The 18,967-nt window shown below is 49.4% G+C and carries 16 protein-coding genes and 1 riboswitch; of the genes, 10 read left to right on the forward strand and 6 right to left on the reverse strand.

What is annotated here, in order from left to right; all coding sequences use genetic code 11:
• Positions 1 to 73 precede the first annotated feature (73 nt).
• On the forward strand, positions 74 to 1,087 hold the full coding sequence (locus ABJ225_RS20775; RefSeq protein WP_347321518.1) for a LacI family DNA-binding transcriptional regulator: 1,014 nt from the start codon (positions 74 to 76) through the stop codon (positions 1,085 to 1,087).
• A 45-nt stretch (positions 1,088 to 1,132) separates the two neighbouring features.
• On the opposite strand, the gene ABJ225_RS20780 is transcribed toward ABJ225_RS20775, so the two are convergent.
• Positions 1,133 to 2,056: a helix-turn-helix transcriptional regulator gene (locus tag ABJ225_RS20780; RefSeq protein WP_347321519.1), complete on the reverse strand. Its 924-nt coding sequence runs from the start codon at positions 2,054 to 2,056 to the stop codon at positions 1,133 to 1,135.
• 79 nt (positions 2,057 to 2,135) lie between these two features.
• Between ABJ225_RS20780 and ABJ225_RS20785 the strand changes: the two genes are divergently transcribed.
• The 5 genes from ABJ225_RS20785 (at position 2,136) to ABJ225_RS20805 (ending at position 7,464) form a co-directional block, all read left to right on the forward strand.
• Positions 2,136 to 2,564 carry a VOC family protein gene (locus ABJ225_RS20785; protein WP_347321520.1) on the forward strand — a complete coding sequence of 143 codons (429 nt, stop codon included), beginning with the start codon at positions 2,136 to 2,138 and terminating at the stop codon, positions 2,562 to 2,564.
• Positions 2,565 to 2,795: 231 nt separating this feature from the next.
• The gene (locus ABJ225_RS20790) at positions 2,796 to 3,827 is read left to right on the forward strand and encodes an ABC transporter substrate-binding protein (RefSeq protein ID WP_218246381.1); all 1,032 of its coding nucleotides are present in this window, start codon (positions 2,796 to 2,798) and stop codon (positions 3,825 to 3,827) included.
• 27 nt (positions 3,828 to 3,854) lie between these two features.
• The gene (locus ABJ225_RS20795; RefSeq protein WP_347321521.1) at positions 3,855 to 4,982 is read left to right on the forward strand and encodes an ABC transporter ATP-binding protein; all 1,128 of its coding nucleotides are present in this window, start codon (positions 3,855 to 3,857) and stop codon (positions 4,980 to 4,982) included.
• On the forward strand, positions 4,979 to 6,670 hold the full coding sequence (locus ABJ225_RS20800; RefSeq protein WP_347321522.1) for an ABC transporter permease: 1,692 nt from the start codon (positions 4,979 to 4,981) through the stop codon (positions 6,668 to 6,670). The genes ABJ225_RS20795 and ABJ225_RS20800 overlap by 4 nt, the downstream gene beginning before the upstream one ends.
• A 17-nt stretch (positions 6,671 to 6,687) precedes the next feature.
• On the forward strand, positions 6,688 to 7,464 hold the full coding sequence (locus tag ABJ225_RS20805) for an HAD-IIA family hydrolase (protein ID WP_347321523.1): 777 nt from the start codon (positions 6,688 to 6,690) through the stop codon (positions 7,462 to 7,464).
• Here the strand turns inward: ABJ225_RS20805 and ABJ225_RS20810 are convergent.
• On the reverse strand, positions 7,459 to 8,022 hold the full coding sequence (locus ABJ225_RS20810; protein ID WP_053429037.1) for a glycerol-3-phosphate responsive antiterminator: 564 nt from the start codon (positions 8,020 to 8,022) through the stop codon (positions 7,459 to 7,461). The two genes, ABJ225_RS20805 and ABJ225_RS20810, sit on opposite strands and share 6 nt — an antisense overlap.
• A gap of 169 nt (positions 8,023 to 8,191) precedes the next feature.
• Between ABJ225_RS20810 and ABJ225_RS20815 the strand changes: the two genes are divergently transcribed.
• Positions 8,192 to 10,495: a glycerophosphodiester phosphodiesterase family protein gene (locus ABJ225_RS20815; RefSeq protein ID WP_347321524.1), complete on the forward strand. Its 2,304-nt coding sequence runs from the start codon at positions 8,192 to 8,194 to the stop codon at positions 10,493 to 10,495.
• A 320-nt stretch (positions 10,496 to 10,815) separates the two neighbouring features.
• Here ABJ225_RS20815 and ABJ225_RS20820 read toward each other — a convergent pair whose 3' ends face one another.
• From ABJ225_RS20820 to ABJ225_RS20835, 4 genes are all read right to left on the reverse strand, one after another.
• Complete coding sequence (locus tag ABJ225_RS20820; RefSeq protein ID WP_347321525.1) at positions 10,816 to 13,332, reverse strand: FtsX-like permease family protein; 2,517 nt, start codon at positions 13,330 to 13,332, stop codon at positions 10,816 to 10,818.
• Positions 13,329 to 14,012, reverse strand: a complete 684-nt coding sequence (locus ABJ225_RS20825; protein WP_048015859.1) for an ABC transporter ATP-binding protein — start codon at positions 14,010 to 14,012, stop codon at positions 13,329 to 13,331. Before ABJ225_RS20825 ends, ABJ225_RS20820 begins: the two co-directional genes overlap by 4 nt.
• A gap of 90 nt (positions 14,013 to 14,102) precedes the next feature.
• Positions 14,103 to 15,098 (reverse strand): sensor histidine kinase, encoded by a 996-nt coding sequence (locus ABJ225_RS20830; RefSeq protein WP_347321526.1) that lies wholly within the window; start codon positions 15,096 to 15,098, stop codon positions 14,103 to 14,105.
• Positions 15,098 to 15,778, reverse strand: coding sequence for a response regulator transcription factor (locus tag ABJ225_RS20835; RefSeq protein WP_079515455.1), 681 nt, complete (start codon positions 15,776 to 15,778; stop codon positions 15,098 to 15,100). The genes ABJ225_RS20830 and ABJ225_RS20835 overlap by 1 nt, the downstream gene beginning before the upstream one ends.
• Positions 15,779 to 16,038: 260 nt before the next feature.
• A riboswitch (SAM riboswitch) is annotated at positions 16,039 to 16,143 on the forward strand.
• 69 nt (positions 16,144 to 16,212) lie between these two features.
• On the opposite strand from ABJ225_RS20835, the gene ABJ225_RS20840 reads away from it, so the two are divergent.
• The 3 genes from ABJ225_RS20840 to ABJ225_RS20850 are packed head-to-tail and all read left to right on the forward strand — an operon-like array spanning position 16,213 to position 18,711.
• Complete coding sequence (locus ABJ225_RS20840; RefSeq protein WP_048006549.1) at positions 16,213 to 17,226, forward strand: methionine ABC transporter ATP-binding protein; 1,014 nt, start codon at positions 16,213 to 16,215, stop codon at positions 17,224 to 17,226.
• On the forward strand, positions 17,216 to 17,881 hold the full coding sequence (locus ABJ225_RS20845; protein ID WP_056540170.1) for a methionine ABC transporter permease: 666 nt from the start codon (positions 17,216 to 17,218) through the stop codon (positions 17,879 to 17,881). The genes ABJ225_RS20840 and ABJ225_RS20845 overlap by 11 nt, the downstream gene beginning before the upstream one ends.
• A gap of 17 nt (positions 17,882 to 17,898) precedes the next feature.
• The gene (locus ABJ225_RS20850) at positions 17,899 to 18,711 is read left to right on the forward strand and encodes a MetQ/NlpA family ABC transporter substrate-binding protein (RefSeq protein ID WP_056540175.1); all 813 of its coding nucleotides are present in this window, start codon (positions 17,899 to 17,901) and stop codon (positions 18,709 to 18,711) included.
• The last annotated feature ends 256 nt before the right edge of the window (positions 18,712 to 18,967 follow it).

Consider the following 18,967-nt stretch of genomic DNA (forward strand, 5'->3'; position numbering starts at 1 on the left):
GAGAATGAAGTGTGTGATGCCCGCTTCTTCGCTATAATAGAAATGAATGCATGAACCAGAAGGAGGAAGTGGGATGGCCACTTTGAAGGATATTGCAAAAAAGGCAGGTGTCTCACTTGCTACGGTCTCCAGGGTCCTGAACTATGATGAAACGCTCTCTGTTGCCGATGAAACAAAGAAGCGGGTCTTCCAGATCGCCCAGGATATGAATTACAAAACGCTCCGCAACCGGAAGGACCCACAGCAGATGAAGGAACGCATGTTGTTCGGCCTGGTCTACTGGTACTCCGAGCAGCAAGAGATGGCGGATCCCTATTATATGGCAATCCGGTCAGGCGTTGAACGGGAGTGTCAGGAGAGGAATATCGACCTCATCAAGCTGTTCAAGAACGGGGACGATCTTGATCCATCTCGCCTTGAAGGACTGGACGGCATCATTGCCGTCGGAAAATACAGCCAGGAGGAAATCGATCTGTTCGAAGGCGCCGCCCGTCATCTCGTTCTGGTCGATTACTCACCTAGTGATGATTATGACTGTGTGGTCGTGGACTTCAGGAAGGCGATGAATGAAGTCCTTGATTACCTTTCATCTCTCGGTCACGAAGACATTGGATACATAGGCGGACAGGAGTTCGTAACGAAAGACCAGCCGATCCGTGATGAGCGTGAATGCTCATTCTATCAGTACCAGGCCCTCCGGGGAATGTATCATCCGGAATTCACGTGGACGAAAGGGAATTTCACCTCGGAAGACGGCTACCGCCTCATGAAAGAAGCCTTGGAGGGAGAGCGGCTTCCCACCGCCTTCTTCATCGCTTCCGACTCCATGGCGATTGGGGCGATCCGGTCCCTCCATGAAGCCGGGTATCAGGTGCCGGAGCAGGTATCGATTGTCGGTTTCAACGACATCGCCACCTCCAAATTCCTGCAGCCGTCCCTCACCACGGTGAAAGTGTACACGGAATTCATGGGTGAATCCGCTGTCGAGCTTCTTATGGATCAAATCCAATCCAAGCGGGAGCTCGCCAAAAAGGTTGTTGTCCCGAATCACTTGGTGAAGAGGGAGAGCTGTGCGGAAAGAAGGTAAGACTGGACACCTGCGAGGCTATTGCAACAGCCTCGCAGGTGTTTTTTATTGGTACTGGGCGAGGGAGAAGGAAAGTTCTTCCTTCACTGCTTCTACTAACTCTGGAGGGGAAAGGACTTTCACTTCCCTTCCTGATCTCGTGAGAAGCTTGGCGATAAAAGGAATATCACCAGGATGTATGGTGGATGTAAAGAGTATGCGTCCGTCCTGATTGATCACCTTTTGTTCTGCCCATAAATATGAAGACAGATCGGATAGCCCCCTTTCTGTGCATTGAACCATGATTTCCAAATCTCCCGTATTCATGTATTCAGTGAAGTTTTCAAGGGTGACGCCGCCAGTGTCGGCTACCTCGTCTGTCAGCTCTACACTTTCAATCTTTTCCATACTGAACAGATGCACACGGTTTGTTTGAATGTCCAACACTACTGCATACCATTTGTTGTTTTTGAATAAGAAACCGACCACCAAGTAAGGGGAAGTTAGGCTCCGACCATGATAATGGATCATGGAGATCTGCTGGCAGAATGAGGATTGAACCATTTTCTCAAAGTGTGGAATGGTGGATTGTCCACTTCTGTTGAAATACTGGAATTTACCTAAAAACCGATCGATTTCCTCTTTTTGTTCAACCCTTGAATGGCTGATGATTTTGCGATATATCCCGTCATATGTAGCGTTAAATGGGATTGTTGGAAGCTGAGATATGCTTCCTAGGGCAAAGAGAAGGGCAAGCAGCTCCTGTGGAGTAAGATCGATCTTCGTTAAGCCCCTTTCGTGTATGATGCGATACCCGCCATGCTGACCGCTTTCGCTATAGAATGGGACACCAAGATCCTCGAGGTCTCTCATATCCCGAAGTGCCGTGCTTTTGGAAATGTTGAATTCTTTCATCAAATCACTCAACGTGAAATGATGAACCTCATTCATGTAATGGATCATATGATACAATCGAGTAGATTTTTTCACTGTCATCCTCCCAACGGTGCCGGAAACTGACACCGATCAGTTCTATACTGTCAGTATACCGAAAAGGAGGACATGAATCATGACATTCGACGTATCACCTTATGTACTTATGACAAGCCAGGCAGAAGAAGCAAGAGAGTTTTATGAAGGCATATTTGATGCCGAAACACGATACATCCAACGTATAAGCGATCGACCTGAAGGTGCGAAGATCGGCATAGAACAAGATCAACTGAATCGGATCGACCAAGCTGTCCTCTCGTTCGGAAACATCAGTTTGATGCTTGCTGATGATACGGAAGGATTACCTGTTTCACCAGGTAGTCATATTTCCTTATGTCTTACATTTGAAACGGTGGAAGAAGCCAAGGGGATATATGACAAAATGGTGAGTAGCGGAGCAGAGATCCTAAAGCCTTTCACTCCGGAGTTTTATACGGAAGGATATGGGTTCGTGAGGGATCCATTTGGCGTTTCATTCCACGTGTTTACGAAACGAATAGAGTAAGAGAGAAGGGCGTGGCTATCCATGCCCTTCTTCCCATTTGTAAAACAATTTGTAAATTATATGTTGTAAAATTCAGATAGTTTTGTATAATTAATGTAATCGAATAGGACTGGGAAGAGACTTTGAGAAGAAGCCCAAATGATGACCCTTAAAATGTAAGGGTTTACATTGGCGTGTCTTCTCTTTTTCTTTGCCCGGAAACTCGAAAAAACAAAATAGGGGGATTTCAAGATGAAAAAATCACTATCGGTCGTGGCTTCCATGATCCTGGCAGGAAGCCTGCTTGCAGGTTGCGCAGGAGAGAAGAGTTCCGGTGATGGAGACGGCAAAACGGGACAGATTACGTTCTATTCTCCGGAAACACCGGATATGACGAAGGAACTCGGTCAAAAATTCGAGGAACTCCACGGTGGTTCCGTTGACGTCCAATATGCGGGGACGAACGTATTGGTGAACAGGATGATGGCGGAAAAGGATAATCCTCAAGGGGACGTATGGTATGGAGGTGGGGGGATCCTCCCATTCGAAGCGGCAGCCGATAAAGGAATCATCGGGTCCTATATTCCGGATTTCGCTAAAGATTGGGAAAATGTTGAAGACGGGATCAAAGTGAAACATGAAGATGGCAAGTATGTGGGTACGGAAATCTTCGTTCTCGGATTTGCTTATAATACAGAGCTGGTATCGGAGGAAGAAGCGCCGAAGACATGGGATGATCTTCTTGATCCGAAGTGGAAAGGAAAGATTCAGTTCTCTAACCCGGCTGCATCGGGAACCGCCACCCTCATGGTATTGAATCAGATGATGCAACGCGGTGAAAAAGAGGGCTGGGAGTACTTCGAAAAGCTCGTAGATCAGGCAAACTCCATGCCGGATTCAGGTTCCGCTCCTACGAAAGCGGTTTCAATGGGTGAAGCCCATATCGGAGTCGGCTTTGACTTCATGGCTTACGAGCAGAAAGCAAAAGGGGAAAGCGTCGATTTCGTCGTTCCGGATAAAACACCGATCCTGACGAACCCTGTATCCATCGTCGAAGGCGGACCGAATCCCGATGGCGGCAAAAAGCTCATGGATTTCCTTCTCTCCAAGGATGGTCAGCAGATCCTTGCCAACTGGTATCATATCCCGATCAACCCTGAAGTGGAGTCCAAGACCCCTCTTACACTTGAAAAAGTTAAACCGCATGCCGTCGATCTTGATATCGACTGGGTGAATGACAACTACGATCGCGTAAGGAATGAATGGAAAGATAAGTTTCAGTAATACACAAAAATAGGGGATGAGATAAGAATGGGTTCAGTCAAAGTGACACAACTAACAAAAGAATTTTCTGGCGTGCATGCGCTTAAAAACGTCAACCTTGATATCCAGGAGGGGGAATTCTTCGCCCTCCTCGGCCCTTCGGGGTGCGGGAAGACGACGACGATGCGCTGTATTGCAGGATTTGAACAGCCGACATCCGGCATCATCACCATTGGACAAAAAGAGGTGAACCGCATCCCGCCTAACCAGCGGAACTGCGGGATGGTGTTCCAAAGCTACGCCTTGTTCCCCCACATGAATGTGTTTGAAAATGTCGCATACAGCCTCAACATCAAACAGCTGAACGCGAGCAATGTAGCCGCGAAGCTCCCGATCTACTTGCGGCTCTTAAACCGGAAATTCGGCCGCTATCCGAAAGCCATGGAGCAAAAGGTCATGGAGATCCTAGAATACGTAGAGCTTGACAAGCATGCGAAGCGTCTGACGAGCGAGCTGTCCGGTGGTCAGCAGCAGCGTGTCGCCCTTGCCCGCGCCCTGGTCATGGAGCCGGCGGTCCTCCTTATGGATGAGCCCCTTTCAAACCTTGACCAAAAGCTTCGCCATTCCATGCGGAATACGATCCGCCGCATCCAGCAGGACCTTGGCATCACGACGATCTTCGTTACTCATGATCAGGAGGAAGCCATGAGCATGGCAGACAGGGTCGCGGTCATGGACAGTGGGGAAGTGAAACAGATCGGGACACCCATCGAGCTCTACAGCAGGCCTTCGACTCCCTTCATTGCGAATTTTGTCGGTACGTCGAACGTCATGAAAGGCACCGTCGTGGATACGGAGAACGGCTATTCGGTCGTGAAGGGTGCAGGCTATGTGCTGAAATCGACCCACCGCGTGGACAATAAAGAGGTCAATGTCATCGTACGTCCGGAAAACATCAACACCTTCAAGCCTGGGACCATCACAAGTGAAGCGACAAACATCATCGAAGGGAAAGTGCTCGTCTCCACCTATCTTGGGTCCATCGTCCGCTACGATGTTCAGGTCGATGAGTATCAGCTTGTCGTGGACACGACCTTCGTGCCGGGTGAACCGATCCTTGCTGAAGGGGAAATGATCCAGCTCACCATCGATCCTGAAAGGGTGCTTCTCATATGAAGGGACGGTGGAATGGACTAAGCGTCGTCAAGATCTTGATCTATCTTTTCTTTGGTGTCTTCCTGATCCTTCCGCTCCTGTCGGTGTTCCTTGTCAGCTTCACGGGGCAGCCTGTGAACCTACTCGGCTCCATTACGGATCCGGCGATCTTCAGTTCCACGGTGGAGAAGTTCAAGGCCGTGTCCCTTGAAAACTATGAAAAGATCTTCACGAATAAAACGTATTTCTCGGCGGTTAAAAACAGCCTGGGACTCGCCGTCCTGGTGGCATTGATCGTCATTGTCATGTGCATACCGATCGCCTATGGGATTGCACGGACGACGATGCCGCTCAAGAAGACGATCTCGGCACTCTGTACGATCCCCCTCATCGTTCCGACGTTCATCTCGGCGTATGCCGTGATCATCATGTTCGGCCGGTCGGGGTGGGTGACGTACCTCTATCAGAAGCTTGGCGGGGAAGGGATGCTGATCGACCCTTATTCCATGGCCGGTATCGTCCTGGTCCAGGTATTTTTCTTCTTCCCGTATGCCCTGTGGCCCATGGTGGCAGCATTCAAGGTGAGTGATATCTCCCTAGAGGAGGCATCCTTGAACCTTGGAGCGAAGAACTGGTTCACGTTTATCTTCGTCACGTTCCCCCTTGCAATACCAGGGGTGATCTCGAGCGCGCTCTTGATCTTCACGGTTTCGTTCTCCGATTTCGGGACGCCGATCATCCTTGCACCGAAAGAGATGAACCTCCTTGTCGTCGAAGCGTACCGGGAAATTGCCGGCTTCTTCAACTGGGGTGGAGCTGCGATCCTGACGGTGATCATGGTCCTCGTGGCGGCCTTCTTCTTCTGGCTGCAGCATCTGTTCACGAAGGGGAAGAACTATGGCTCCGTCTCAGGTAAGCCTAAGCAGCAGAAGCTGAATGATTCAAAAGGATTGACGCGCACGCTTTCCGTTTATTCTTTCGTACTCGTCCTGTTCCCGCTTCTTGCCATGCTGTCGATTCTTATGCAGTCCCTTGCAACCACATGGGGGAAGAATCCTTTGCCGAACGGCTATACACTTGACCACTATAAGACGATATTCACGAGTTCCCTCGGGAATATCCAGAATAGTATCGTCCTGGCTCTCGGAGCCCTTGTTCTGAGTGTGATCATCGCGACGTTCGTCTCTTATTTCGTTGTCAGGCAGAATTCCAACAAGCTTGATTTCATGACGTCGATTCCCCTTGTGGTACCGGGGATCGCATTCGGGATTGCCCTGATCCAGACGTTCAATACGGCGCCTCTCCACCTGACTGGTACTGCGGTCCTTCTCATCGTCGCCTATACGATCCGGAGGCTGCCATACATGGTGCGATCCACGATGGGAACGATGAGGGCCATCAAGCAGGATATCGGGGAAGCGGCCGTGAATCTCGGGGCGACTCCGTTGACGGCAGCTGTCACGATCATCGGTCCGCTGATGCTTCCGGGTATTGCCGCAGGTTCGATCCTCGTTTTCATCACCGTTATCAAGGAAACGAGTATATCTATATTACTGGCCCCGGCCGATTGGGCGCCTATGAGTCTGGCAATCTTCCAGAATATCCTGCGAGGGGAATATTACACGGCGGCAGCGATGTCTGTGGTGCTCGTCATCATCGTCCTCCTGCTCCAGGCAATAGCCAATCGCATGTCGAAAAATCAACTGTAGGACGGTGAAGGTAGAACGTGACTAGAGGATTTATCTTTGATTTGGATGGAACAGTGTATTTGGATGAAGAAATGATCGAAGGGGCGGCAGACGCCATCGCCGCCCTGAAACAACGGGGCGATAAGGTCGTCTTCCTTACGAATAAATCCATCTCCACAAGGATGGATTATGTGAAGAAACTTAGGAAGCTCGGGATCGAAGTGGGGCTTGATGAAGTGATCAATTCCAATTTCATCACGGCAAAGTTTCTGAAGGATGCACTGGAGTCGGGGGAAGCGGCGCTTGTCATCGGGGAAAAGCCCCTGTTGGATGAACTGGAGGAGGAGGGGATCACCCTCACCCAGGATGCAGGACAGGCGAAGTTCGTCGTCCTCGGATGGGACCGGGAGTTCAGCTATGAAAAAATCAATCTGGCTTTTCAGGCATGGCTCAATAAGGCGAGGATCATCGCAACGAATCCTGACAGGACCTGTCCCGTGCTCGGCGGACAGATTCCTGATTGCGGGGCGATGATCGGGGCCCTTGAGGGTGTGACGGGTGAGAGGATCGAGTCCATCACGGGCAAACCGTCGAAATGGATGGCCGAATACGTGGTCTCTCAAGTGTTGAAGCTGGATCCGGCCGACTGTTACATGGTCGGGGACCGCCTCGAGACGGATATCAGGATGGGGATCGAGAACGGATTGCAATCGGTCCTTGTGCTCACCGGGGTAACAAATAAAGAAATGTTAACAAAATCTTCATATCAGCCTTCATATGTGCTTGATAGCATTAAGGAGATCGTGAATCTATAAGTCGAATTTCCACATATTCGGGTCACCGGATGAGACAGCCAGGGCACCGGCTTCAAGGGCATCGAGGATATCTTTCTTCTCCTGGATGAGTCCCCCGACGATGAGGGGGAGCTTGAGCTGGTGCGACAGCTGGTCGATCACACGCGGCATGAGTCCCGGTAGCACTTCAACAGCATCGGGTTTACACGACTTGATCATTTCAATTCCTTTTTGAAGGGCGCCCCTATCAATGAGGAAGATGCGCTGGATCGTCACGAGTCCTTCATCTTTGGCATAGCGGATCATATTGGTTTTAGTCGAGATGATGCCCGTCGGATTCCAGACGTCGGCGACGAATTTCACCGCTCCCTTCGTATTGGACAACCCCTCGATGAAATCGAGGTGGATAAAGATATACATATTGGCTTCTTTCAATTTCTCTATATAGGGTTTGACCGTCAGGATATCCCCAATCAATAGAAAGGCGATGTTCGCCGAGCTCCGGATCGCTTTATCAATATCCTTTTCTTCTTTGATGGAAGCGATGATCTGAGACTCTACCATGTTTACAATTTCCAAAGAAGTCACACCCAGTCATATTAAGAATTATCTGTCTATTTACCTATTTGAAGTGTACCATATTTCCCCCTTAATGCAACATACCCGAACGAAAGGAGGTGGGGTGCGGCCCTTTGGATCAGTCCGTCTATCAGTCTAGTAAAACCAATCATGGGAGGGAGTTTTACACGTGAAGAAATTATTCAGTACAATGGCCGTTTCTACATTGGCATTGGGCTTATTTGCCCCTGTCCAGACCAATTCCGTACAAGCAGCAAGCCCGGTTCTATTGGAAGAGGATTTTGATGATATCGCGAATGGCCGTTTGCCCAATGGATGGAAGCTCTTAGAAGGACAAGGGGCCGTCCAGGACGGGAAGCTCGTCCTGAATTCCTCCGCCACCTCGAAGCCTGCAAGGGTCGTCGTCCCTTTGGAAGAGGATGAAGGGGATTATGTATTCGAAGCGGACGTGACGTTCCAGTCGGCCGTGGAGGATAAGCGGTGGGCATCGCTCATGTACCGAATCCAAAACGAGAACTATCCATACTATCAGTTTGCCGTGCGCCGGGGTGCTTCCGACGTGAATGGCCTGGAATTCGCAGAGCGGACGCCGGCTGATAAATGGCTGGTGCCGGAGCGTAACTTTTACACTGAAAATATGGAATATGGGAAGACGTACCGGTTGAAAGTGGTCGCAAGCGGAAACCGCGTCCAGCAGTATGTCAACGGGCAGCTGGTCATCGATACAGACCAAGCGGGGAAATACCTGAATGGAGACGTCGGGTTCCAGACGAGCGGTTCGAAGGTCGAATACGATAATGTGAAACTGACTTCATTCGAAGGAGAGCTGCCGCCTGTAGACGGTGAAGGGGCGCTCCTTCCTCAGGAAGCACAAACATCCATGATCAACGCCCCTACTATCATCAACGGGGAAGGTGTCGACGTACCGCATGATGAGACGGCTTCCGCCCTGATCAAAGTGGATGGGGACGCAGGCAATCTGAAAGGAAACGGAAAGGATCTTCGAAGCGTCCTGATGACGCTCAAAGGAAAGAAAATCCCGGTGTTACATATGGAAAAGGGTGGCCTTGAAGAATCCGTCGTCGATTTACTCAATGATCTGTCCATCAGTGATGTCCATGTCGTGTCCAGTCAGACGGGGATCATTGAAGCAGTGAAAGACCTGAACCCGAGGATCCGTGGGGGACTCTATTATGATCAACGTCATCTCAATAAACATGATTTGAAGAAGATTGTTCAGGATGTCCATAAGAGTGAAAGCAAGATGGTCATGATCCCTCAGAATGTCCTGACGGAAGAAGGTATGTATTATCTTCATAACCGGATGGTTGCCGTATGGGGCGTAGGTGGTGATACAATGGCGTCGACACATGAGCTTATTCACCTTGGCGTCGACGGGATCGTCACGAACGCACCTGAGCTTGCCGTGAAGGCATTCGATCAGTATCCGGATCAGACGATCGTTCAACGGCCGATGGTGGCTGCCCATCGCGGCGTGCCGTCCCTTGCTCCTGAGAACACCATGGCCGGGTACCGTCTCGCGTATGAGCTCGGTGCCGATCAGATCGAGACCGATGTGCAGCGCACGAAAGACGGTCACCTAGTGGTCATCCATGATGAAACGGTGGACCGAACCACGAACGGAACGGGTGCCGTCAAGGATCTGACCCTTGCAGAAATAAGGGCACTCGATGCCGGAATCAAATTCGATGAGAAATTTGCCGGCGAAAAGGTACCGACCTTCAAGGAATATCTTCAGGAGTTCAAGGGCAAGAATGTCATGCTCCTTGTAGAGTTGAAAGCCCATGATGTGGAGGAGCAGACGATTCAGGAGATCAAGGAGGAAGGCATGATGGATCAGGTGGTCCTTCAAAGCTTCTACCTCGACAGCATGCAGCGCTCCAATGAACTGGCTCCTGAGCTGCCTGGAGGATATCTATTCTCTTCAGCCGTCCCGGGCACCCTGCAGGAAAAGCTGAAGAATGCGAAGAAGCTCGTGGATTACGGAACGATCAACGATGTGACTCTTAATTCCAGTTATGGTTCCCTATACAAAGAGTTCATTCAATACATGAGGCAGCGTGGGATGCTGAGCATGCACTGGACGTTCCGTGCCGAGCCTCCGTTTGCCGATAAGCTGAAAGACGGACTCATCGGACCGATTACGGACTACACACAATGGCTGACGGAATCTCCTGTACAGCTTGAACTGCCGATCAAAAAGGTGAACCTGAAAGAAGGAAAATCACGAACCATCCATGCAAAAGCACGCGTCAGCTACCGTGTTGCCGATCGTGAGAATATCGAGACCGAACTATTCGTCGCCGAAGGGAATGGAGTCGTGAAAGTCAACGGCAATACGATTGAAGCCATCGCCCCTGGAAAGGCACAAGTATTCGCCAAGCATACGTTCACGATGCTCGGGGAAGAGTGGAATGTGGTGTCTGAGCCGATTGAGGTGACGGTGAAGTAAGGATATGTAAGCAAGAAGGAGGTTGGGACAAAATTAACCAAGTCCCATTTAATGAATAGACAATCAGTGTAGGTTCTTACTACCGCTCATGATTTCCGTGCAAGACTTCGCTTTCCGCGGGTAGCCCGTGAGCCTCCTCGGCAAGCCTGCGGGGTCTCACATTAGCTACTCTTCCCGCAGGAGTCTTCGTCTTGCACTCCAATCAACCGCTAGAGACAATAAAATGGTCATGTTCATGAAATAAATTAAAAACCCGAATTCATTTGCATCACAGGCAAATGAATTCGGGTTTTACTATGGCTAACAGCCGATTTTTCCTATTAAATGTTTTCCTGCTTCAATCCGTCGATGATGTTCTGTTTTTTGATCTTCCCTGTGGAATAGAGCATGGCGGATCCCACGATTGCAAAGATGGCAACGACCACGAACAGCACGCTCATCCAAGGAGGGGAGAAGCTGTATTCAAACGATTCATTCAGGGCCATATGCATGAGATACATGGCTGCGAACCCGATTGGCAGACCATAAAGGAGCGATTTCAAGCCATAGAATATGCTCTCATAATGGATCATCTTATTGAAGCCCTTCGGCGTCATGCCCACAGATTTCAGCATGGCGAACTCACGCTTCCGTAGTGAGATGCTTGTCGAGATCGTATTGAAGATATTCGCGATCGAAATGGCTGAAATCAGAGTGATGAATCCGTAGGCGAAGATGGAGACCAGAAGGGAGAACTGTTCGTTTTCTTCCTTCATTTGCGTGATGTTAAATACCTCAACGTCTCCGCTTTTCGACTCATCGATCGCCTCCTGGGTTGCGGAAGGATCAGAGCTATTCAGATAAAGGAAAGGGATGGAATTAGTTGAGCCGGTTTCCTTTTGGATTTTCTGAAGTGTATCACGGCTCATGATCAGGTTTAGACCATAACCGACTCTGATTCCCATTGGTGCCTCTTCGGCTTCTCCGTCGATATTAATGGATCCAACTTTTTCATCTTCCTCACCGTTGAAGTCATACAAGTCCAGCTTCTTCGTTTTTTGAAGATCCAGTGCTTCCGATTGATAGAATTTGCGATCTGATCCCTGATATTTAAGCATGTTGATTACAACAACCCCGTCAGGATCGACTTTACTACCGGTTTTCTTGAGGTACTCCTTGAAATCTTCCTCGTCAAGGCCATGCAGCTGGAGGTTATACGCATACTTCCCATCATTTAAGTTCGCATGGTAATCAGGATCTTTCTTTAATGCCGATGGAACGTCCTTACTGGTTAGCCAGCTTTGGAACGAGACATATTCCAATAAGACGGAATCTGTGACGTTTTCCGCATTCACAAATGGCTTCAGGCTTTCAAGGTTGTTGGATGGACCAGTGAGTTGTATGTCAAAATCATAGTTCTCCTGTGTCATGCCCGCTGATTTCTTGATGTTGTCAGTGAAAAACGATACCGAGAGAAACAAAATGATGGAGATGACGAGTGAGAATACAGTAGCGATGTATCGCTTCTTGTTCCGTTTCAGATTTTTCAACCCGATTTCTCCCTCGATGCCAAACATTTTTCGGGTGAGTTTAGATGTTTTTACGCTACGACCGCTCATTTTTACATCCTGTGTCTGCCTGATCGCGTCAATGGCTGATACCTTCGACGCTCTTCTCGCAGGAATCAATGTGGAGATGAAAATGGTAATTATCGAGACTGCACATGCTGCAAGGATGGAAAATGGAGTAATGGAAACAGATATTTTTAATCCGTCTGCAAATACGTTCGTCAAAGTGGTATTCATGAACCAGAAGGTAACGGCCATACCACCAATTCCGGCAATCAGGCCGATCGGGATGGAAATCAAGCCGATGATAGCCCCTTCAAAGAAGACGGAGTTTCGTTTCTGGATCTTTGTGGCACCGACGCTTGAGAGCATTCCAAGGTGGCGGGCACGCTCCGAAACGCTGATAGCAAAAGCGTTATAGATCAAAGCGACGGAGCCTATCAGGATGATCCCAACAATGATGGAAGCCATTCCAAAAAGTGTCGCATTAAGGTTGTCGTTATTCGAAACCCCGTAATAGCGCAGAAGCTCGTGGTTGAACTCAACGGTCGTGATGTCATGTTTTTTTGCGAAGGCTTTTGCATCATCAAAGAGATTTTTGCTCAACTTTTTCTCCGTAATAAACGCCGTGCTTCCTGCCTGCTTATCGTCCAAGAAGCTGATCACCGTATATCCCGGAGCCCATGGGTATTCCCAATCAGGTTTATCAATGGTACCGACAATCGTGTACGAGGCTTTTTCCTTAGTGCGGAAATCCTCCTCGTCTCCATTGAATGAATTGTCCTGATAGAGAGTCATATCGTCCATTAACCGGTCACCGAGTTCGACTGATAATGGATCACCGATTTTAAGTTTGTTGTTTTTCTGGTTCAGGATCTCCTGTGAAACCACGACTTCCCCATCATTCTTAGGAAAGCGTCCATCTTTCAGCTTAATAGGCATTTCCTTCAGGCCTTTTTTATCCAATGAGGTGAAGAATAAGTACGGCTTGGTTGCGTTTGGGGGATCCTGAATTTTCGAATACCCCAGGTCTTTGCGAAGAAAAACACTATCCGTATTCTCTGCACTTTTAATGGCATCCAGCTGCTCCTGGTTGATGTCCTTGTACTGGACGTGCCATTCTCCGCCTTTATTGATGTTGTCCTGCTTCATGAGATCAAGGAAGGAGACGAACAGGGTCGAGACGGCGGTCACCATGGCGACGGAGATGATGACACCGATGATGGTGACCATGGTCCTGCGCTTGTTTTCTTTCAAATGTCTGAGGGTCAGTTTGTTTATGATATTCATGGACGGAGAACCTCATCTTTGGAGATCTTCCCGTCTTCGATGGAGATGACGCGGTCCGCCTGCATGGCGATGCGCTCGTCATGGGTGATGACGATCAGCGTCTGTTTGTATGTCTTGTTGAACATTTTGAGGAGTTCCATGATCTCCTCGGAGTTCTTGCTGTCAAGGTTCCCCGTCGGCTCATCGGCAAGCATGAGAGCCGGGTTGCTGATGAGGGCTCGGCCGATGGATACACGCTGCTGTTGTCCACCGGATAGCTGATTCGGCAGATGGCCGAGCCTTTCAGTCAATCCGAGTCTGGTTGTAATGTCATTGAGCTGCTTCGGATCCACTTTCTGCTTATCAAGAAGCATTGGAAGTGTGATATTTTCTTCCACCGACAGGATTGGGATCAAATTGTAGAACTGATAGATGAGCCCGATCTGCCTCCTTCTGAATATGGCAAGCTGGGTTTCATTCAAGCTGTACATATCGGTGTCGTTGACGAGGACGCGTCCCGAGCTTGGGCGATCGACTCCTCCGAGCATGTGAAGTAGCGTCGATTTACCAGAACCCGAAGGTCCGATGATGACGACGAATTCCCCTTGTTTCACTGTGAACGAAACATTATCGAGTGCTTTGACCGCCGTTTCCCCTTTTCCGTACACTTTAGACAGATTTTCAATTTGTAAGATATTCACAAAATTGTACCTCCAGTTGGTTGATGCTTTTAGTATATCTGCCTAAAATGACTCTTCCGTGACAGTGAAAGTGACAATTCTGTCACCTGGCTAGATGGTATGTTTGTAGATTTTGAGTGAGAAGGTCGTTCCCGCAGGGCTGCTTGATACTTCAATGTCACCGTCCTGGTTCTTCATGATGCTGTAGGCCATGGCAAGGCCGATTCCGACGCTGTCTTCCGTGGCATTCTTTCCCCGGTAGAAGCGCTTGAAGATATGGGGGAGGTCTTCCTTCGGGATCCCGCTGCCTTGATCAGTAATGGTGATTTCAGTGAAAAGGGCATTTTCCTGAGAGGCGATGGTGATACGTCCTCTCTCTGATGAGTGTTCGATGCTGTTTTTCAATATATTGATGATGGCTTCCTTCGTCCAGTTCCCGTCTCCAACAAATGAGGCCGGTTCGTCTTCAATCTGAAGTGTTACGTCCTTGATCTCCATGGGGATGAGAAGAGGGTCCACGGCATCCCGTATGAGGGCAGACACGTCCACATTCTCCTTCTTGAAGCGTGCCGTTCCCGCATCGATCTTTGAGAGTTTCAATAGGGAGGAGACGAGCCATTCGATCCGTTCAAGCTGGACCTGGATACGGCGTGTGAATTCCCGGCGTTTTCCTTCATCCAAGCCCGGATTCCTCAACAGGTCGGACATGACCATCATGGAGGTGAGGGGTGTTTTAAGCTGATGGGAAATATCCGAGATGGCATCGGTCAGTTTGAGCTTGTCTTCCTGGAGGCGTGAGCTGTTTTCCGATAGTCGGAGTGTCACCTTGTACATATCGGACTTCAGGATGCTGAGCTCCCCCTCATGGTTGTCCCGAACGTCGAGGGAGTAGTCTCCATTTGATATCTTTCGAAGGTAGTCGGAAAGCTTCCCGATTTCCCTGTAGCGCCAGGCTGTGTAAAGCATGAAGCTTGTGATGAGTAGGAGGGAGGTGACGGCTATGGCCACAGACGCTTGCAGACTTATGTAAGATGCGCAAATTGTTCCGATGACGGCGATGATCACGATCGTTACAAGGAACACCCGTATTTCTTTATTCCTCAGCATCAGCGGTCTCCTGCCTTATAGCCCATTCCACGGATCGTCTTAATGATACCGGGGTTCTGCGGGTCGTCTTCCAGTTTTTCACGCAACCGTTTGATGTAGACGGTGAGGGTGTTATCGTTGACGAAATCGCCTGCCACATCCCAGATTTTCTCAAGGAGCTGTGTACGCGTGAGCACCTGATCCTTGTGCTGGGCAAAAATCAGAAGGAGCCGGTACTCGAGGGCCGTCAGCTGGATTTCTTCGCCGCCCTTATATACTTTGCCTTCAGCCGGAAGGATCTTGATGTCGCCGAGTGTGAAATGGGCAGGCGTCTGCTTATCGTAGCGGCGTAGGACCGACTTGATCCGTGACATGAGTTCCCTGACACGGAACGGCTTTGTGATGTAATCATCTGCTCCCATATCAAGACCCATGACCACATTGACTTCTTCGTCCATGGCCGTCAGGAAGATCACCGGTTTATCGGTCTTTTTCTTTACGAGGGAGCACAGGTCATAGCCGCTCCCGTCGGGAAGGGACAAATCAAAGAGGAACAGATCAATCTCTGTCCAGCGGGTGTTGATCATGTCCTCAGCGGCAGCGACATTATGGCAAACAAATGTGCCGAATTGCTCGTTCTGCAGGGAGTATTCAAGTCCTGCTGCAATCGTCTTATCGTCTTCAACTAATAGAATATTCATAGTGACCTCCGGATCAATGATGATGTAAGCCTATCATATGGAAAATGGCAGGCTTCGTCAAAGTGGTGGCAGTATGAACAGGGACCAATGATTGGCGGAAATGAGCAAACCTTTCGAAAGGACCAAAAATAATTCGAGCCTAATCTTAAAGTGAAGGTAACGCTTACATGGTTTCCATAGGTGTGAATGGTAGTTGACACCCAACCAAATACCCATTATTATCTCTTATAGATGAAATCTTCAAAAATTATATAGTATTCAAATTATCAAGAGCGACCGAGGGATCAGGCCCTATGACGTCCGGCAACCTCCATATGGAACGGTGCTAATTCCTGCAGGATGGTTTTCATTCTGAGAGATAAGTCGATGATCGATATGCGATGCTTCTTTCAGCTGAAAGAGGCATTTTTTATTGGAAAAAGAGGTGAAGCGCAATGATCGAGATCAACCATCTTGTGAAAGAGTATAAAACGAAAAAGCAAACTGTGATCGGCGTCAATGACGTTTCCGTCAAGATTGAAAAGGGAGAAATCTTTGGAATCGTCGGGTATAGCGGAGCTGGGAAAAGCTCCCTCATTCGTTGCTTGAATCTGTTGGAGAGACCTACTTCAGGTGAGGTCATCATCGACGGACTGGACTTTACGAAGCTGTCTCCACGCGAGCTCAGATCGGCAAGGCAGAAGACGAGCATGATCTTCCAGCACTTCCACCTGATCAAGGCAAAGACGGTCTACGGCAATCTGGCATTCGCCCTGAAAGCGGCCAAGGTGCCAAAGGCTGAGATCCGGCCGCGTGTGGAAGAGCTTCTCGCCATGGTCGGCCTATCGGATAAGGCAGATGCCTATCCCGCTCAGCTGAGCGGAGGTCAAAAGCAGCGCGTCGGGATTGCCCGGGCACTTGCGAACAATCCATCCGTTCTTCTGTGCGATGAAGCAACATCCGCCCTCGACCCGAATACCACAAGGTCGATCCTGAAATTATTGAAAAAGCTGAACGAAGAGCTCGGACTGACCATCGTCCTCATCACCCATGAGATGGAAGTCGTCAAGGAAATCTGCGACCGGATGGCCGTGATGCAGGATGGACGGATCATTGAAGAAGGTCCCGTATATGATCTCTTCTCGAATCCGAAGGAGCCCCTGACCAGGCAGTTCATCGAGACGATCCTTCAGTTCGACCTGCCGGATCATTTGGCGAAGGCAAGGAAAGGGACGTTGATCAAGATCCAATTCAAAGGCTCCATTGCAGAAGAAAGCGTCGTGTCCGATGTCTTCCAGCGGTATCACGTGAAAGGGAATATCCTTCACGGGAAGATCGAATACATCCAGGAAGTGCCACTCGGGATCTTCATCATGGAATTGATCGGAGAACGCGCCGAAATCGATGCCGCCATCGAATTCATTACCCAGCGTACGCAAAGTCTGGAGGTGCTTGAAGATGCTGCCTGAAGCCATCATTGACATCTTGCCGGATCTGAATCAGGCATTTTTAGAAACATTGTATATGGTGGGGATATCCCTGTTGATTGCTGTTATCATCGGACTTCCCCTCGGAGTGCTTCTTTTCACAACGGATAAGGGGCTGTTCCTCGAAAACCGCTTCGTGAAATCCATCGTTGGATTCATTGTGAATATGGTCCGGTCGGTCCCGTTCATCATCCTTCTGGTGGCGCTCCTTCCTCTGACGAAGATCCTCACAGGGGATGTGATCGGACCGACGGCGGCTTCAGTCTCCCTATCCGTCGCTGGAATTCCGTTCTTCGCCCGGATCGTCGAAACCGCACTGAAGGAAATCGACAAGGGAGTCATTGAAGCATCGGTATCCGTCGGGGCGAGCCCGTGGATGATCATTAAGGATGTGCTTCTTCCGGAAGCCAAACCAGCTGTCATCCAGGGCGTCACCATCACGGCGATATCCCTTATCGCTTACTCCGCCATGGCGGGTACAATCGGCGGGGGAGGGGTCGGTGACCTTGCCATCCGGTTCGGATACTACCGATATGACAACACGGTCATGTTCACGACGGTGGTCGTCTTGATCTGTCTTGTACAAGTCATCCAATATGCCGGCGACATTTTTGCCAAAGCAGTAGACAAACGATAGATAATGGAGGAAACACAATGAAAAAATGGACATTACTACTCGGCCTTGCCATCGCAGTCAGCCTCATGGCGGCGTGCGGCAACAGCAGCGACAAAAAAGATGAAAAAGACATCACCATCGGAGCCACAACCGGACCTTACAGCGATATGGTGACAAAAGCCATCAAGCCGGGTCTTGAAGAAAAAGGCTATAAAGTGACGGTCAAGGAATTCAATGATTACATCCAGCCAAATAATGCATTGGCACAGGGTGATCTTGATGCCAACCTGTTCCAGCATAAGATCTACATGGAAAACTTTGCGAAAGAAAACAAGATCGAGCTTTCCGAGCTGATTTCCGTTCCTACGGCTCCGATGGGCATTTATTCTGATAAGTTTGATTCCATCGACAGCATCAAGGAAGGAAGCCAAATCACAATTCCGAACGATCCTACGAATGCGGCACGTGCGTTCCAGATCCTTGCCGATGCGAAGCTGATCACGTTGAAGTCGGACAGCAATCCGCTGACGGTTTCGGAGAAGGATATCGAGACGAATGCGAAGAATTTGAAGTTCAAGGCGATTGAAGCGGCTCAGCTTCCACGTACGGTGGATAGTGTCGATTTGGCGGCTGTGCCTGGGAACTTTGCTCTTGCGGCGGATATGGATCTGCTTGATGCGCTTCAGCTTGAGAATATGCCGGATGAGTACCGCAACCGGGTGGTTGTGAATACGGATGATAAGGATTCACAGGTGTCGAAGGATATCAAGGCGGTTGTGGAGTCGGATGAGTTTGAGAAAGTGATTGATGATGAGTTTAAAGGGTTCGGGAAACCGGATTGGATGGAATGAGTTTTGGGAGTGTGGCCTTTTGGGTCATGCTCTTTTTTTTGATGGGACCCTAAGAGCTAAGGGTCCGTGCCTTTCCGCTGCGGTGGGCTGCTTTCCGCGGGGAGGGCGTTGAGCCTCCTCGTGCCTGCGGGGTCTCCCCGCTCCTCCTTTTCCGCAGGAGCTATTCCTGTGGGGAAAGTATGGACCTATTGCACAAAAAAAGATCCTCCTTTATGATGCAGGTGCGAAGCCACACACAAAAAGGAGGATCTTTAAC

Source organism: Rossellomorea sp. RS05, assembly GCF_039822645.1.
Taxonomy (GTDB): domain Bacteria; phylum Bacillota; class Bacilli; order Bacillales; family Bacillaceae_B; genus Rossellomorea; species Rossellomorea marisflavi_B.

What these genes read in the sequence shown, in the direction of transcription:
- ABJ225_RS20835 (WP_079515455.1), bottom strand. Translation starts at nt 15,778, where the DNA reads ATGAATATTCTATTAGTTGAAGACGATAAGACGATTGCAGCAGGACTT.
- ABJ225_RS20845 (WP_056540170.1), top strand. Translation starts at nt 17,216, where the DNA reads ATGCTGCCTGAAGCCATCATTGACATCTTGCCGGATCTGAATCAGGCA.
- ABJ225_RS20800 (WP_347321522.1), top strand. Translation starts at nt 4,979, where the DNA reads ATGAAGGGACGGTGGAATGGACTAAGCGTCGTCAAGATCTTGATCTAT.
- ABJ225_RS20775 (WP_347321518.1), top strand. Translation starts at nt 74, where the DNA reads ATGGCCACTTTGAAGGATATTGCAAAAAAGGCAGGTGTCTCACTTGCT.
- ABJ225_RS20850 (WP_056540175.1), top strand. Translation starts at nt 17,899, where the DNA reads ATGAAAAAATGGACATTACTACTCGGCCTTGCCATCGCAGTCAGCCTC.
- ABJ225_RS20840 (WP_048006549.1), top strand. Translation starts at nt 16,213, where the DNA reads ATGATCGAGATCAACCATCTTGTGAAAGAGTATAAAACGAAAAAGCAA.
- ABJ225_RS20795 (WP_347321521.1), top strand. Translation starts at nt 3,855, where the DNA reads ATGGGTTCAGTCAAAGTGACACAACTAACAAAAGAATTTTCTGGCGTG.
- ABJ225_RS20790 (WP_218246381.1), top strand. Translation starts at nt 2,796, where the DNA reads ATGAAAAAATCACTATCGGTCGTGGCTTCCATGATCCTGGCAGGAAGC.
- ABJ225_RS20830 (WP_347321526.1), bottom strand. Translation starts at nt 15,098, where the DNA reads ATGCTGAGGAATAAAGAAATACGGGTGTTCCTTGTAACGATCGTGATC.
- ABJ225_RS20785 (WP_347321520.1), top strand. Translation starts at nt 2,136, where the DNA reads ATGACATTCGACGTATCACCTTATGTACTTATGACAAGCCAGGCAGAA.
- ABJ225_RS20820 (WP_347321525.1), bottom strand. Translation starts at nt 13,332, where the DNA reads ATGAATATCATAAACAAACTGACCCTCAGACATTTGAAAGAAAACAAG.